Below are 15,194 nucleotides of genomic sequence, written 5' to 3'. Positions count from 1 at the left end.
TTCGCCCGCCTTATACGGCATTCTGCGGGCCACCCAATTCATCGAGAAAAACGAGCATCCATCGTATGACCGATTCTGCCCAGCCCCCCCGCCGCGTCGTCCTGGTTGACGGCTCCGGCTTTATTTTCCGCGCGTTTCACGCCTTGCCGCCCATGAACAGCCCGGACGGAACCCCCGTTAATGCCGTTTATGGCTTTTGCACCATGCTGATGAAACTGCGCGAAGATACCCGGCCTGATCATATGGCGGTTATTTTTGATACCAAGGGCAAAACGTTTCGCAACGATTTTTATCCGGCTTACAAGGCCCACCGCCCGCCGCCCCCCGAAGAACTTGTGCCACAGTTCGGCCTGATCCGCGACGCGGTGCGGGCGTTTAACCTGCCATCCATCGAACTTGAAGGCTATGAAGCCGACGATCTGATCGCCACCTATGCCCGACAGGCGGCCGAACAGGGCGCAGATGTGATCATTGTGTCGTCCGATAAAGATTTGATGCAACTGGTCACCGACCGCGTCGAAATGTTTGATGCGATGAAAAACCGCACCATTCGTACCGCCGAGGTCATGGAAAAATTTGGCGTCGCGCCAAACAAGGTGATTGATGTTCAGGCCCTGGCCGGTGATGCCGTTGATAACGTGCCCGGCGTGCCCGGCATTGGCATTAAAACCGCCGCACAATTGATAGATGAATATGGCGACCTTGATAGCCTGCTGGAACGGGCGGGCGAAATCAAACAGCCCAAGCGTCGCGAAAAGCTGATCGAAAATGCCGACCTGGCCCGTATTTCACGCGATCTGGTACGTCTTAAAACCGATGTTCCGGTCACTCACCCGGTCGATGATTTTGACCTGCTGGAGCCGGACCCCGATGTGTTGCTGGCTTTCATTGCCACCCATGGCTTTAAATCGCTGGCGTCCAAGGTAAAGGCCAAATATGGCGGCAGCATCGATGCCAATGGCCTGACCGAGGCGGGCACCGGTGTCAATGATGTCAGCGTGACCAAGGCTCAATACGAACTGGTGCAAGACGAAGACCGCCTGAAACACTGGATCGCACAGGCTGATTATGAAGGCACGCTGGCGGTTGATACTGAAACCACATCGCTTAACGCCCATCAGGCCAAACTGGTTGGTATCTCCATTTCGGTCAAGCCAGGTGAAGCCTGCTATATCCCGCTGGGCCATGGCCTTATTGACGAAGAAACCGCGGCCAGCGATAGCAGCACAGCACAGGGCGGCTTTGACTTTGACAGCAACCCGGCAGATACCAAAGACGACACCCCGGCCAAGGAAATTCCCAAACAGATCCCGCTTAAACGCGCGATCGAGCTTTTAAAACCGCTGCTTGAAGATCGTGGCGTTTTAAAAGTTGGCCAGAACATCAAATACGACAAAATCATTTTTGCCCGCTATGGCATTGATGTTGCGCCGATTGATGACACCATGGTGCTGTCTTATGTGCTTGATGGTACCAGCCACGGCCACGGCATGGACGAATTGGCCGATTTGCATCTGGATTATAAAACCATCAAATTTGCCGACGTTGCTGGGTCGGGCAAAAAGCAAATCACCTTTGATCAGGTGCCGTTAGACAAGGCGCTCGATTACGCCGCCGAGGATGCCGACATTACCTTGCGTTTGCACCGGTTGTTAAAACCCCGCATCGCGCAGGAACATATGGCCAGCGTTTATGAAACGCTGGATCGCCCGTTAGTCCCGGTTCTGGCGAAAATGGAAGGCATTGGCGTTAAGGTCGATGCTGATATTTTGCGTCATTTATCATCCGATTTCGCCACCCGCATGGCCGTTCTGGAAAAAACCATTCACGAAATGGCAGGCGAACCGTTCAATCTGGGCAGCCCCAAACAACTTGGCGAAATCCTGTTTGAAAAGATGAGCCTGTCGGGCGGCAAAAAAACCAAAACCGGCGCATGGCAAACCGGGGCCGATGTGCTTGAAGGCCTCGCGGCACAGGGCCACGACCTGCCAGCCCGCATTTTGGACTGGCGCCAGCTTTCCAAACTGAAAAGCACCTATACCGACGCGCTGGCAACCCATATCAACCCGCAAACCGGGCGGGTTCACACCAGTTATGGCCAAACCAACGTCAATACCGGCCGTTTGTCATCGAACGAGCCCAACCTGCAAAACATTCCGATCAGAAGCGAGGAAGGCCGTAAAATTCGTACAGCCTTTATCGCCGATAAGGGCTGCAAGCTGATATCTGCCGACTATTCGCAAATCGAGCTGCGCCTGCTGGCCCATGTTGCCGAAATCGATGCTCTGCGCACCGCTTTTAAAAATGGCGAGGATATTCACGCCTCGACCGCGTCCAAGGTGTTTGGCGTGCCGATTGAAGGCATGGACCCGATGGTGCGGCGCAAGGCCAAGGCGATTAACTTTGGCATCATTTACGGCATTTCCGCCTTTGGGCTGGCAAACCAGCTGGGCATTCCCCAAAAAGAAGCCAAGGCCTTTATCGAAGCCTATTTTGAAATTTACCCCGGCATTCGCGATTATATGGAACGGGCCAAGGATTTTGCCAAAACCCACGGCATGGTCCGCACCCTGTTTGGTCGGAAAATTTACATCAATGGCATTAATGATAAAAACGGCATGCGCCGCAGCTTTGGTGAACGTGCGGCCATTAACGCCCCGATTCAGGGCGGTGCCGCCGACATCATCAAACGCGCCATGATTGTCGTACCCGATGCCCTGGTCGATGCCGGGTTAAAAACCCGCATGCTCTTGCAGGTTCACGATGAACTGATCTTTGAAGCCCCGGAAGACGAGGCCGAAAAAGCCGTCAAAGTCATCCGCGATGTGATGGAAAATGCCGCCCACTTAAGTGTGCCGCTGATTGCGGATGCAGGCATTGGCAACAGTTGGGCAGATGCGCACTGACCACGCAACAACGGGTCACCAGCCTGTGGTCATTCGCACCTGATATTTTATCTGAAAATCAACGGCCCCGGCGATATTCTTCGCCGGGGCCGTTGATCATTAACCACAGAAAACAGACAAAAATTTAAAACTCTTTCTATCTCTGACAATATTGATACGATTATGAAGCTGATTTCACACGTGCAGGAATGGGGAAAACGGGTACGTGAGGCTTTTTCCGCAACTGGAGATACTGTCTTCCAGACCTCGGCGAATAAATGTCGCGGGAGATGTGCGGAATAATTTTTTCCCAAAAATCAGACAAAAACCGAGTATTTTGGAAAAATCCCGGGAAATAAATTTTAATTTCATCATTTTATCTTCTTTTTTCCTGATACTGTCCTTACCTGTACAGGCTCAAACAAGCAATTCCGACCCTGCTTTGCCGACAATAGCGGTCCCCCGTGATCTGGAAATGGTCACGACCGAATGGCCGCCTTATTCAGGCGAGGAATTATCGGACTATGGCCTTAGCAGTGCGACGGTCCGTACCGTATTTGCCAATGCCAACATGACCATCCATTTATCGGTTTTGCCGTGGCGGCGCGCGCTGCAAACCTTTCGCACCACCCGCGATATCGATGGCATTTTTCCGGTTTACAAGGACCGTGAAGGTTTCGACGAAATGCTGCTTTCCGCCCCGATCAGCTATAGCCCAATGGGATTTGTGGTTTTTCATAACCAGCTGTTTGACTGGAAAACGCTGGCCGATTTACAGGGGATGGCAATTGGTGTGGTTGCCGGATACACCAACACACCGCTTTTTGACGAACTGGTTGCCAGCGGCAAGCTGCGCACTGTTGAAACCAATGATGATTTAACCCTGTTGCGATTATTACGTACCAACAGAATTGATGTCGCCGTTATGGACAAACTGGTGATGGAGCATCTGCTTGGCACGTACCAGGAGTTTGCACAGGTTGTTAATTCTTTCCGGTTTCACCCAACCCCGCTTGCCAACAAGGGGCTGTATGTTGCCTTTCATAAAACACCTGCCGGTGCCAATTTACGCGAGATATTCAATCAGGAACTCAACCGGCTGGAATGCAATAACGAAGCCGGATGCGCCAGCCGCTAAACAAAAGCGGGGCTGCATATATTGCATCCCCGCGATAAATCCAGTGCCTTATACCAAAGCCTGCTGATCAAAACCGATCAAGAAGCCGCTTAACCGGCGGGCGGGCGGGCGCGACGAAGCCCTTGCCTGTCGCGGCACTGGCCGCGCAGCACCGTCGCGCCGATCCAATTGTCGATAAGTTCTTCTCATCGACAATTGGTATTACGCATGTGCCGGTTTTGTCAGCGCAGCTTAAAGCCCTAAAATATCCTGCATGGAATAAAGCCCGGCATCCTTGCCAAAAGCCCATTTTGCCGCGCGCATTGCCCCCTTGGCAAAAACTTCGCGCGAGGATGCCTTGTGGGTGATTTCAATCCGTTCGCCTTCACAGGCAAAAACCACCGTATGGTCCCCCACCACATCGCCGCCGCGCAGGGTGGCAAAGCCAATCGCCCCGTCTTCACGCGCGCCTGTATGCCCATCGCGCGAGCGAACGGCAACATCGTCGAGCACAACACCCCGCCCGCGGGCCGCCGCTTCGCCCAGGCCCAATGCGGTGCCGGACGGCGCATCCACCTTGTGCTTGTGGTGCATTTCAACAATTTCGATATCCGCCGTGTCCTTGTCCAGGATCGCGGCAACCTTTTCGACCAGGGCAAAGGCCAGATTAACGCCGACACTCATATTCGGGGCAAAAACAATTGCGGTCTTTTCGGCCGCTTTTGCCAGTTCCGCTTTCTGATCAGCCGACAGGCCCGTGGTGCCAATGACCAGCACAGTTCCGGTTTCCGCCGCCAGCGCCGCATGTTTCAGGGTTGCGGCCGGGGTGGTAAAATCAATCACTGCATCGACATCGGTAAACAGAGCCTTGGGGTCATCGCCAATGGCAATGCCGCATTCTTCCAGCCCGGCAACCAGGGCAATATCCTTGCCGACAAAGGCACTACCCGGAAGGTCGGTGCCCCCGCCAATTTCGCAGCCACTGGTTTTGGCGGTTTCCGCCACCAGCATCCGTCCCATACGTCCAGCACAACCGACGATTCCGATTTTCATTTTTGGCCTCCTGCAGGCAAATTCAGTCAATATGCCATCTGCTTTAGCACATCACGCCAGGCGATGAAACGGCGGGAACCGCGCAGAAACACAACACAACAAAACACGACGAAACACGCCACATAACAAAAAGGGGTGGCGCATATTTGCACCACCCCGATCTTGATTGCACAAGAAGGTATTTTTAAAACAGCTACCTTGTGGAATGTTTAATGAGCGGCATCTGCCGGGGCATCCTTTGCCGCGTCCCATACCCCGTCAAGCTCGGCAACCACGTCGGCCGACAAGGTAACAGCGGATGCCGCAATGTTTTCGTGCAAATGTGCGACCGATGATGTGCCGGGAATCAGCAAAATATTGGGCGCGCGCTGCAACAGCCAGGCAAGGGCAACCTGCATCGGTGTCAAATCCAATCGGGCGGCAATATCGGACAAAATCTGCGATTGCAGCGGTGAAAATCCGCCCAGCGGGAAAAACGGCACATAGGCGATGTTCTGTTTTGCCAGATCATCAATCAACGCATCATCATGACGATGCGCCAGATTGTACTGGTTCTGCACACAGGCAATATCCGTAATTGCCTGCCCTTCGCGTATCTGCGTGGGCGTGACGTTGCTAAGCCCCAAATGCCGGATCAATCCCTGCTTTTTCAAATCTGCCAGCACCGAAAACGGCTCGGCAATCGATCCTTCCGCCGGGCCGTGCAAGCCGTGCATGCTGCGGAAATTGACCACATCAAGGGTTTCAAGGCCCAGATTGCGCAAATTGTCATGGACTGCCCGGGTGAGTTCTTCGGCTGACAAGGCCGGAATCCAGCCGCCCTTTTCATCGCGACGGGCCGAAATTTTGGTCACGATCAGCAAATCATCGTTATAGGGATGCAACGCCTTGCGAATGATCTGGTTGGTGATGTGGGGACCGTAAAAATCGCTGGTATCAATGTGGTTGATCCCGGCATCCATGGCCGCATGCAAAACTTTTTCGGCCCCTTCCGGGTCACGCGGCGGGCCAAACACACCCGGCCCGGCCAACTGCATGGCACCGTATCCCATCCGCTTTACCGTACGACCGGCAAATTCAAACGTTCCCGATTTTTCAATAATAGACATGTGAAACCTCCTTTGTGGCTGCCTCAAAGCTAGTGCTTGCAACACTGATCTTCAATCAGGCACAATCAGAACAACTTGTACGGAAAATCGAACAATGAATGTGGATCTGGGCGACTTAAACGCTTTTATTACCGTTGCACGGGCGGGCGGCTTTCGCGAAGGCGCACGGCTCAGTGGTGGCAGTGCATCGGCCTTAAGCGATGCTATTCGACGCCTGGAAACACGCCTGGGGGTTCGGTTGTTTAACCGCACCACACGCAGTGTCGCCCTGACAGCGGCGGGCAATGGCCTGCTGGCCCGGCTGGAACCGGCATTGGGCGAAGTTGCCAATGCGCTGGATGTGGTGAATGGCTATCGGGATCGCCCCGCAGGCACCTTGCGGTTAAACATTCCCGTCAGTGCCGCCCGGCTGGCCCTGCCCGAAATCGTCCCAGCCTTTCTGGCCCGCTATCCCGAAATCCAGCTTGAGATCATCACCGAGGAAAGCTTTGTCGACCTGATGGCGGAAAATTGCGATGCCGGTATTCGGTACGACGAACGGCTGGAACAGGACATGATCGCTGTGCCCATCGGGCCACGCAAACAGCGCTTTGCCGCGGCTGCCGCCCCGTCCTATCTGGCACGGTGTGGCACCCCGCAACACCCGCAGGATATGCTGGATCATGCCTGCATTCGCGGTCGCTTTGCCAGTGGCGCCATGTTTGCGTGGGAATTTGAAAAAGACGGCGAATCGATTGAAATTGCGGTAAACGGACCCTTCATCATGCGGCCCGGTGGCGGCACCGACCTGGCAGTAGAGGTGGCCAAAGCAGGCATCGGGATCATTTACCTGTTTGAAGACTGGCTTCAGCCTTATTTCGATGACGGGTCACTGGTTCCGGTTTTGCCAGACTGGTGGCCGTCTTTTCCCGGTCCCAAACTGTATTATCCCGGGCGGCGACTGGTGCCTTCGCCGTTGCGCGCCTTTATCGATTTTGTCCGGGCATGGCCTGCATCATCGCGACCGGCAAGACCCGCAAAATCGTAGATCCCGTTGCTGATACGGGTATCAATATCGACACGATGCCGGGTCAGGAACCGGTTTTATCATGGTCGAGAACATGCCCGAACCGGCGCGCTTCGACCGGGTAATCGAGCAATCTTTTATCAAAATCAGCGGCGATATCGGCCAATGTAATGGTCGCAAACCGGTCCATCATCAGGGTCTGCGCCTGTTCCAGGGTATGATCAATCGCGCTGTTAACTGCCTTTTCCACCAGGCAAACAGGGTTATCCTGTGCGTTGCCGATGGCAAATAAGGGTGGTTCCCCCAAGGCCGTATAAATATCGCGCAGCGTAATATCACCCAGCCCGCGCGCCAGCCGCCAGCCGCCGCCGTGGCCTTTTTCCGACGCCACCAAACCAGCCTTGCGCAAGCCCGCCAAAGTCCGGCGCACAACAACCGGGTTGGTGCGCAACATTTCGGCAATTTCGTCAGATGTTGCGTGTTTGCGGTGACGATCGAGATGGATCAGCACATGCAACATTCGCGACAAACGATGGTCCTGTCTCATCGGCCAAATCTCCTACGGCGTTGCACGTTTTCTTAGCAAATTTCGCTACACGTAACAAACAAAGTTACAAATTTTCTTGACGGACTTTTACTTTTCCAATTATGAAACTTCATAAGTTACGTAAAACTTGCGGGCCGCTTTCCCGTATTTTCCACTTCGAAAGGACACATCATGGAACATGATTTCGATGTTATTGTCGTCGGCGGCAGCTTCGCCGGGATGTCCGCCACCTTGCAACTGGTTCGCGCCCGGCAAAATGTGCTGGTGCTGGATGGCAATTTACGCCGCAACCGTTTTGCCCGCCATTCGCATGGTTTTCTGGGCCAGGATGGCCGCGCCCCTGACGACATCATCGCCGATTCCCGCGCCCAGCTTATGAAATACGAGACCCTTACCTGGAAAAATGAGCTTGCGGTTACGGCCCGGCGCACAGACCGTCTTATTGAAATCACGACCGGAAACGGCGACACATTTTCCAGTCGGACCCTGATCCTTGCCACTGGCGTCAAAGATACCTTGCCCGATATACCCGGCCTTGCCCAACGCTGGGGCAAAGCGGTTTTTCACTGCCCCTATTGTCATGGATATGAACTAAACCGGCAACCCATGGGCGTTCTCGCCAGCTCCGGCCTCGCCATGCATCAGGCATTGATGCTGCCCGATTGGGGGCCGACCACCCTTTTTCTGAACCATGCATTTGATCCCGATGAAACCCAGCTGGCACAATTGGCACGGCGCAATGTCACGCTTGAACGCACCGGCATTGCCGGAATTACGGGCGATAATGCGACTGTCATTCTTGAAGATGGCCGCAAAATTGATCTGGCAGGCCTGTTAATTCAAACCCGTACCGAAATCAGCAGCCCGCTTGCACACCAGTTGGGGTGCGCCTTTGAGGAGGGGCCACTGGGCCCATTCATCAAAATCGATGCCATGATGGAAACAACCATCCCCGGTGTTTTTGCCTGTGGTGACGCCGCCGTTGGGGCTGGATCGGTCGGGTTGGCCGTTGGCAACGGGGTCCGCGCCGGTGCCGCCGCCCATCACGCCCTGATTTTTTGGGATAATGCCGTGGCGTAAGCCTGCAAAACAGGCAAAAAACAACCCCCGCACATTGCTGTGTCGGGGGTTGTTTTATTAATCTGATCATCAGCCCGATCAGTCCGTCAGGTCTTTCCAGATTTCTTTCATCTTGGAAAAGAACCCTTCGGATTCCGGGTGGCTGCCTTCTTCACGGGAAATATCGTCAAATTCGTGCAGCAATTCTTTTTGCCGTTCCGACAAATGAACCGGCGTTTCCACACTGACCTCGACAAACATGTCACCGCGCGCCTGCGAACGCAGCACCGTCATCCCCTTGCCGCGCAACCGCAATTGCTGACCGGACTGGGTCCCTGCCGGGATATTGATGCGCGTGCGCGTGCCTTCAATGGTCGGAACTTCAATCGTTCCGCCAAGGGCAGCCTTGGTCATCGGGATCGGAATCCGGCACAGCAGATTTGCCCCTTCGCGCTGGAAAAAGCGATGCGGCTGAATATCAAGGAAGATATACAGATCGCCCGAAGGTGCATTATGCGCCCCGGCTTCACCTTCACCCGCCAGACGAATACGCGTGCCATCCTCGACCCCGGCCGGGATCGTGACTTGCAGGTTTTTCTGTTTTTCAACACGACCTGCCCCGTGGCAAACCTTGCACGGGTTTTTAACGATCTTGCCCTGGCCATGACAGGACGGACAGGTGCGTTCGATGGTGAAAAAGCCCTGCTGGGCGCGCACCTTGCCATGCCCGTTACAGGTCGGGCAGGTTACCGGCTGCGACCCGGATTCAGCACCACTACCATCACAGGCATCGCACTGAACTGAACCGGGAATGGTGATTTCGGATTTTTTGCCGTTAAAGGCATCTTCCAGCGAAATCGCCATGTTATAGCGCAGGTCCGCCCCACGATTGGGCGAAGCACCCCGGCGGCCACCGCCGCCCATGGCCCCGAAAATTTCGTCGAATACGTCGGCAAATCCGCCGCCGCCACCGCCGAAACCACCAAAGCCGCCGCCGCCAAACGGGCCACCGCCGCCTGCACCGCCCTGTTCAAAGGCTGCATGGCCGAACCGGTCATAGGCCGCGCGTTTATCGGCGTCCTTCAACACGTCGTAGGCTTCGCTGACTTCTTTAAATTTTGCTTCCGCAGCGGTATCACCCGGGTTTTTATCCGGGTGGAACTTCACTGCCATTTTACGATATGCGCTTTTGAGCTCGGCGGCGCTGGCATCCTTGCTCACGCCCAAAAGCTCGTAATAATCCTGTTTCGCCATCCGTTACTCCGGAAATACGGGCGGGCCGTCCGCACATTTTTCTGCTGCGCTGAACGGCCCGTCACGAGTTACAGGGCGGCGTGCCTAGACGACCGCACCGGTCGCCTTACTTGTCTTTTTTGTTGTCGTCGACTTCTTCAAAGTCGGCATCAACAACGCCATCGTCAGCCTTCTGAGCAGAATCCGATGCATCTGCACCGCCTTCTTCTGCCTGCTGGGCCTGATACATGGCTTCGCCAAGTTTCATGGCGGCTTGCTGAAGTTCATTGATCTTGGTGGTGATCAGTTCGGGATCTTCACCGTCCTTGGCTTCCTTAAGGGCCGCCAGGGCATCCTCGATCATGGACTTGGTATTGGCATCAACCTTGTCACCATGTTCAGCAATGTTCTTCTCGGTCGAATGAACAAGGGCTTCTGCCTGGTTGCGGGCTTCGACCAGCGCTTTGCGCTTTTTGTCGCTGTCTGCGTTAGACTCGGCATCCTTGACCATTTTTTCGATTTCATCATCCGACAAACCGCCAGATGCCTGAATACGAATCTGCTGTTCCTTGTTGGTCGCCTTGTCCTTGGCCGAAACGTTGACGATACCGTTAGCATCAATGTCAAAGGTGACTTCGATCTGCGGTACGCCACGCGGCGCGGTCGGCAGGCCAACCAGGTCGAACTGACCCAGCATCTTGTTATCAGCGGCCATTTCGCGTTCACCCTGGAACACGCGGATGGTCACAGCGGTCTGGTTGTCTTCCGCAGTCGAGAAGGTCTGCGACTTGCGGGTCGGGATGGTGGTGTTACGGTCGATCAAGCGGGTGAACACACCGCCAAGGGTTTCAATACCCAGCGACAGCGGGGTAACGTCCAGCAACAGAACGTCTTTGACGTCACCCTGCAAGACACCACCCTGAATGGCAGCACCAAGGGCCACAACTTCATCAGGGTTCACACCCTTGTGCGGTTCACGACCGAAAAATTCCTTAACGCGTTCCTGAACCTTCGGCATACGGGTCATGCCGCCAACCAGGATCACGTCATCAATTTCACCAGCCGAAATACCGGCATCCTTCAACGCGGCTTTACACGGCGTGATGGTGCGATCAATCAGGTCCCCAACCAGTGCTTCAAGTTTCGCACGGCTAAGCTTGACATTCAGGTGCTTCGGACCGGACTGGTCAGCCGTGATGAACGGCAGGTTGACTTCGGTCTGCATCGAGGAAGACAGTTCGATCTTGGCTTTTTCAGCGGCTTCTTTCAGACGCTGCAGGGCCAGACGGTCCTTGCGAAGGTCGATCTGCTGTTCTTTTTTGAACTCGTCGGCCAGATAATCAATGATCTGTTTGTCGAAGTCTTCACCACCAAGGAAGGTATCGCCATTGGTTGATTTAACTTCAAAAACGCCATCGCCGATTTCCAGAACCGAGACGTCAAAGGTACCACCGCCAAGGTCATAAACAACAACCGTGCCGCCTTCTTTTTTGTCCAGGCCATAAGCCAGGGCAGCAGCGGTCGGTTCGTTGATGATACGCTTGACTTCAAGACCGGCAATTTTACCGGCATCCTTGGTGGCCTGACGCTGCGAATCGTTGAAATATGCCGGAACGGTAATCACGGCTTCGGTTACCGGTTCGCCCAGGTGGGCTTCGGCGGTTTCTTTCATTTTCTGCAGGATCATCGCGGAAATCTGGCTCGGAGCCATTTTCTCGCCATTAACTTCGACCCATGCGTCGCCGTTTTCACCGCCAACAATTTTGTACGGTACCAGATCTTTATCTTTTTCGACTTCCGGGTCGCCCATGCGACGGCCGATCAGGCGCTTGATCGCAAACAGGGTGTTTTCCGGGTTGGTCACAGCCTGGCGTTTTGCCGGCTGACCGACAAGGCGCTCACCATCATTGGTGAAAGCGACCATCGACGGCGTTGTACGTGCGCCTTCGCTGTTTTCAATAACCCGGCCTTCCTTACCATCCATCACTGCAACGCAGGAGTTGGTGGTGCCAAGGTCAATACCGATAATCTTGCCCATAATTCGTTCCTCTTTTAGCGGCCGGCCCGTCCCGCAGCCTTCGCCTTGAAGCGCCGCGCAGGACCTCCTGGGACCAATGGTTGTAATAGCGTTTTGTCCACGGGGCAATCACCCCGCGCACCTATATATGAAAGTCAAAACAAAGTCGCAAGCCGTGAAAATGGGGATTCTTTAGGGTTTTTTCGTCTTAAACCGCCGCAGTCTGCCCATAACTGGCCATAAAGCACCGCCAGACAACAGCATTTCCCGGCATTTCGGGCCGGTTTGTGCGATTTCCCCATACAACACGCCATCGTCCTTTTTTCACACCGTCGTCAAACTGGCAGCCCGCCCCGACAGATCAAAAGTTTTTCGCGCAGGGTGTTTGCCAGTTCCTGTTTGGCATCTTCAGGCAAAAACGGGGCAATTTCCGTATCACGGCCATGGCTGCGTAATACCAGAATACTGCGCGTCGCATCACCGGGTTTCATCACCACCTGTAACCAGTAGGTCTGAAAATCAAATTCCTCGCGCACGCCACGGGCCGATATTCGTGTCAGCCGTAAAACATTGCGACGCAGTTCGATCATTTCGCCGCACCGGGCCGACTGAAAGTTCAAATGGAAAGCAAAAGACAAAAGCGCAACGTCAATTCCCATAAAACCGGCAATCGGCCACGCCCCCATCGACCAGAACAACACCCCCAAAGATGATGTAACACCCCCAACACACCAGACAAGCCTGCGTGCCCCGCGCCGCGTCAGGGAACGCCGGGGGTGAAGATCGGTTTTAAAAACCGGTTTTTCGATACGCGGTATGCGCGGCATTATTTAACGTCCTGCGCCCGGATGCAGCCAGCGACATGGCGGCCCGGCGGGTTACGACGGGGGCCCGGCCTGTTCCGGTTTGGTGGTTGCTATTTTCAGCCTGACACCAGCCCAACAACCTTATGTAAATCAGGCAGCACCTAATATGATGCCGTGAATTCTGGAATCACTCCAGCCTGATCGCAAACAAAATTCGACCTTCCCGTGTGCACATCCTATAAATAGTCCCATACCAAGGCTGCCCCGCCCGTTGCCATAACGCCATTAAAAAGCAGAAAGCCATGTCCCTTCCGACGTCCCGCCCGATGAGCAAAGCCGCCATAGAAGAATTTTTCCAACGCCTGTCCGATGCCGACCCGGAACCAAAGGGCGAACTGGATTACACCAATGTTTATACATTGCTGGTCGCTGTCGCCTTATCAGCACAGGCCACCGATGTCGGGGTGAACAAGGCCACCAAAAAGCTGTTTGAAATTGTTGCCACCCCGCAAGATATGCTCGATCTGGGCGAAGAAGCCCTGATCAGCCATGTGCGCACGATTGGCCTGTATCGTGGCAAAGCCAAAAATATTATGGCGGCAGCGCAAATTCTGGTCGAAAAACACGGCGGTGTTGTGCCCAATGATCAGGACGCGCTGGAAGAACTGCCCGGTGTCGGTCGCAAAACGGCCAATGTGGTGCGCAATATTGCCTTTGGCGAACCTACCATTGCCGTCGATACCCACATATTCCGCCTGGGCAACCGAACCGGCATGGCCAAGGGCAAAACCCCGCTGGCTGTGGAAAAGGCGCTGGAAAAGAAAATTCCCAAACGGTTTTTACAGCATTCGCACCACTGGATGATTTTGCATGGCCGTTATATTTGTAAGGCCCGCAGCCCGCGTTGCCCTGACTGCATAGTCAGCGATCTGTGCAACTTCAAAGAAAAAACACCCGCCACGGAATAGGCGGGTGTTTATCAGTCATTCAGGTGATTAGGGCGCGTCGGCCATTTTCAAATCAGAATACCGCATCAAAGGATGCCGGGGCCGGGCTGATCATTTTCACACCGCTACGCGAAATTTGCATCACGGCATAACCGCGCTGGGTTCGGCCATCGGCATTCAGACGAAAGACACCGTCAATACCGGAAAAGCCGGTAACATTGGTTAAGCCCGCCATTGTAATACCGCTCTCCGACCCGGCCAAAACAGCGGCCAGTGCCGTGCTGTCATATGACAGGCTGGCAATACGTGGTGGTTCAACCCCAAAGGTTTTACGATAACGGCTGGAAAAGGCATTCCAGTTGCCCGGTTCAGGTGCAGCAAAAATCCCGCCATTCAAGGCCGGTTCGGCAAACAGGCTGGAATCATTCCAGCCAAAGGTGCCGATATATTGCACATTGGCCGGGTCAACATCGTAATATGCCAAAAGGGCCGATACCTGGCGCAAATCGCCGCCGGTTGCCGGCAGGATCAAGGCATTAAAATTCGGATCTCCTAAAGTATCCAGCCCGCCAAGCCGCTGCAGGGCCCGCTGGGACGCACTGTCACCAGCCGCACCCAGTTCGCGTTTACGCGCCAGCAAAGCCCCGTGGCGCTGGTCATACTGGGCAAAATTCTTAACCGTCTGTTCCATCGCATCGCTGCCAGGCTGATAGAAAGCCACCTGGCCCATGGTGCCACCGGCACTGGTAATGATCTGGTCAAGCGAAGCCGAAATCTGACGACCATATTCATTTTGCGGCAACAGGGCAGCAAAACGGTATTTGCCCTGACTAATGGAATAGGCCGCAGCACGTTTGATCTGGTCTTCGGGCGACAGGCCGTTTACCCACACACCGGGTTCGGCGGCGCGGATATTATTGGAAAACGACAAAACCGGCACATTGGCCTGTTTGGCGATTTCACCGGCACCGCGGACCGAGTCGGAAAATAACGGACCCAAAATCAGTTTGGCTCCGGCATTGATCGCCTTTTGTGCCGCCAGTCGTCCGCCATCGTAACTGGCTTCGGTATCGATTGGCATCAACACAAAGTCGTCAGCAGCAGCATCAAACAAGGCCAGTTCGGCAGCGTGGCGCATCGCCCGCCCCAAATCGCCGTGGGGGCCCGACAATGGCAAAAGCAAGGCCACCCGTTTATCGGTGGTGGCGGCTTCATCATTATAAAGACCCGACAGAACCTGCCCGTCACCGGGCATGCCGTCAAACGGGCTGGGTTCACCAATCAGCCCCTGATTGGGCGCACGAGTGGCCGTATCGGGGCCATTATTGGTAACAACAGGCGCTGGCTCACGCTGTGAATCCGTGCTAGTCAGGTTCGAACTGCACGCGCCCAGCCCCAGCGAAAGGACCAACACA

12 protein-coding genes are annotated in these 15,194 nt (G+C 54.7%); 5 read left to right on the top strand and 7 right to left on the bottom strand.

The window, feature by feature from the left end:
- Nucleotides 1-65 precede the first annotated feature (65 nt).
- On the top strand, nucleotides 66-2,906 hold the full coding sequence (gene polA, locus J4E05_RS10585; RefSeq protein WP_349595207.1) for a DNA polymerase I: 2,841 nt from the start codon (nucleotides 66-68) through the stop codon (nucleotides 2,904-2,906).
- A gap of 454 nt (nucleotides 2,907-3,360) precedes the next feature.
- On the top strand, nucleotides 3,361-4,023 hold the full coding sequence (locus J4E05_RS10580) for a substrate-binding periplasmic protein (protein WP_139835628.1): 663 nt from the start codon (nucleotides 3,361-3,363) through the stop codon (nucleotides 4,021-4,023).
- Nucleotides 4,024-4,254: 231 nt separating this feature from the next.
- Here the strand turns inward: J4E05_RS10580 and dapB are convergent, their stop codons facing one another.
- Both dapB and J4E05_RS10570 read right to left on the bottom strand, forming a co-directional pair.
- Nucleotides 4,255-5,055 carry a 4-hydroxy-tetrahydrodipicolinate reductase gene (gene dapB / locus J4E05_RS10575; protein WP_349595204.1) on the bottom strand — a complete coding sequence of 267 codons (801 nt, stop codon included), beginning with the start codon at nucleotides 5,053-5,055 and terminating at the stop codon, nucleotides 4,255-4,257.
- Nucleotides 5,056-5,264: 209 nt separating this feature from the next.
- The gene (locus J4E05_RS10570; protein ID WP_349595201.1) at nucleotides 5,265-6,164 is read right to left on the bottom strand and encodes an aldo/keto reductase family oxidoreductase; all 900 of its coding nucleotides are present in this window, start codon (nucleotides 6,162-6,164) and stop codon (nucleotides 5,265-5,267) included.
- A gap of 94 nt (nucleotides 6,165-6,258) precedes the next feature.
- Here J4E05_RS10570 and J4E05_RS10565 point away from each other — a divergent pair, with 94 nt between their 5' ends.
- The gene (locus J4E05_RS10565; RefSeq protein WP_349595198.1) at nucleotides 6,259-7,191 is read left to right on the top strand and encodes a LysR family transcriptional regulator; all 933 of its coding nucleotides are present in this window, start codon (nucleotides 6,259-6,261) and stop codon (nucleotides 7,189-7,191) included.
- Between the two features lie 43 nt (nucleotides 7,192-7,234).
- Here the strand turns inward: J4E05_RS10565 and J4E05_RS10560 are convergent, their stop codons facing one another.
- The gene (locus J4E05_RS10560; RefSeq protein ID WP_349595195.1) at nucleotides 7,235-7,717 is read right to left on the bottom strand and encodes an Rrf2 family transcriptional regulator; all 483 of its coding nucleotides are present in this window, start codon (nucleotides 7,715-7,717) and stop codon (nucleotides 7,235-7,237) included.
- A gap of 171 nt (nucleotides 7,718-7,888) precedes the next feature.
- Here J4E05_RS10560 and J4E05_RS10555 point away from each other — a divergent pair, with 171 nt between their 5' ends.
- Entirely contained in the window at nucleotides 7,889-8,797 is a 909-nt protein-coding gene (locus tag J4E05_RS10555) for an NAD(P)/FAD-dependent oxidoreductase (protein WP_349595192.1), read from the top strand.
- A gap of 78 nt (nucleotides 8,798-8,875) precedes the next feature.
- On the opposite strand, the gene dnaJ is transcribed toward J4E05_RS10555, so the two are convergent.
- From dnaJ to J4E05_RS10540, 3 genes are all read right to left on the bottom strand, one after another.
- Nucleotides 8,876-10,030 (bottom strand): molecular chaperone DnaJ, encoded by a 1,155-nt coding sequence (gene dnaJ, locus J4E05_RS10550; protein ID WP_085594641.1) that lies wholly within the window; start codon nucleotides 10,028-10,030, stop codon nucleotides 8,876-8,878.
- A gap of 106 nt (nucleotides 10,031-10,136) precedes the next feature.
- The gene (gene dnaK / locus J4E05_RS10545) at nucleotides 10,137-12,047 is read right to left on the bottom strand and encodes a molecular chaperone DnaK (RefSeq protein ID WP_085594643.1); all 1,911 of its coding nucleotides are present in this window, start codon (nucleotides 12,045-12,047) and stop codon (nucleotides 10,137-10,139) included.
- A 314-nt stretch (nucleotides 12,048-12,361) separates the two neighbouring features.
- Complete coding sequence (locus J4E05_RS10540; protein WP_085594645.1) at nucleotides 12,362-12,853, bottom strand: DUF2244 domain-containing protein; 492 nt, start codon at nucleotides 12,851-12,853, stop codon at nucleotides 12,362-12,364.
- A gap of 305 nt (nucleotides 12,854-13,158) precedes the next feature.
- Between J4E05_RS10540 and nth the strand changes: the two genes are divergently transcribed.
- Entirely contained in the window at nucleotides 13,159-13,800 is a 642-nt protein-coding gene (gene nth / locus J4E05_RS10535) for an endonuclease III (RefSeq protein WP_085594683.1), read from the top strand.
- Nucleotides 13,801-13,852: 52 nt separating this feature from the next.
- On the opposite strand, the gene J4E05_RS10530 is transcribed toward nth, so the two are convergent.
- Entirely contained in the window at nucleotides 13,853-15,193 is a 1,341-nt protein-coding gene (locus tag J4E05_RS10530; RefSeq protein WP_349595187.1) for a penicillin-binding protein activator, read from the bottom strand.
- Nucleotide 15,194: the final 1 nt, after the last annotated feature.

It is taken from the genome of Thalassospira sp. NFXS8 (assembly GCF_040148805.1).
Classification (GTDB): Bacteria; Pseudomonadota; Alphaproteobacteria; order Rhodospirillales; family Thalassospiraceae; genus Thalassospira.
The sequence above is the reverse complement of the archived record's forward strand: the minus strand, read 5'-3'. Positions and strand labels throughout refer to the sequence as shown.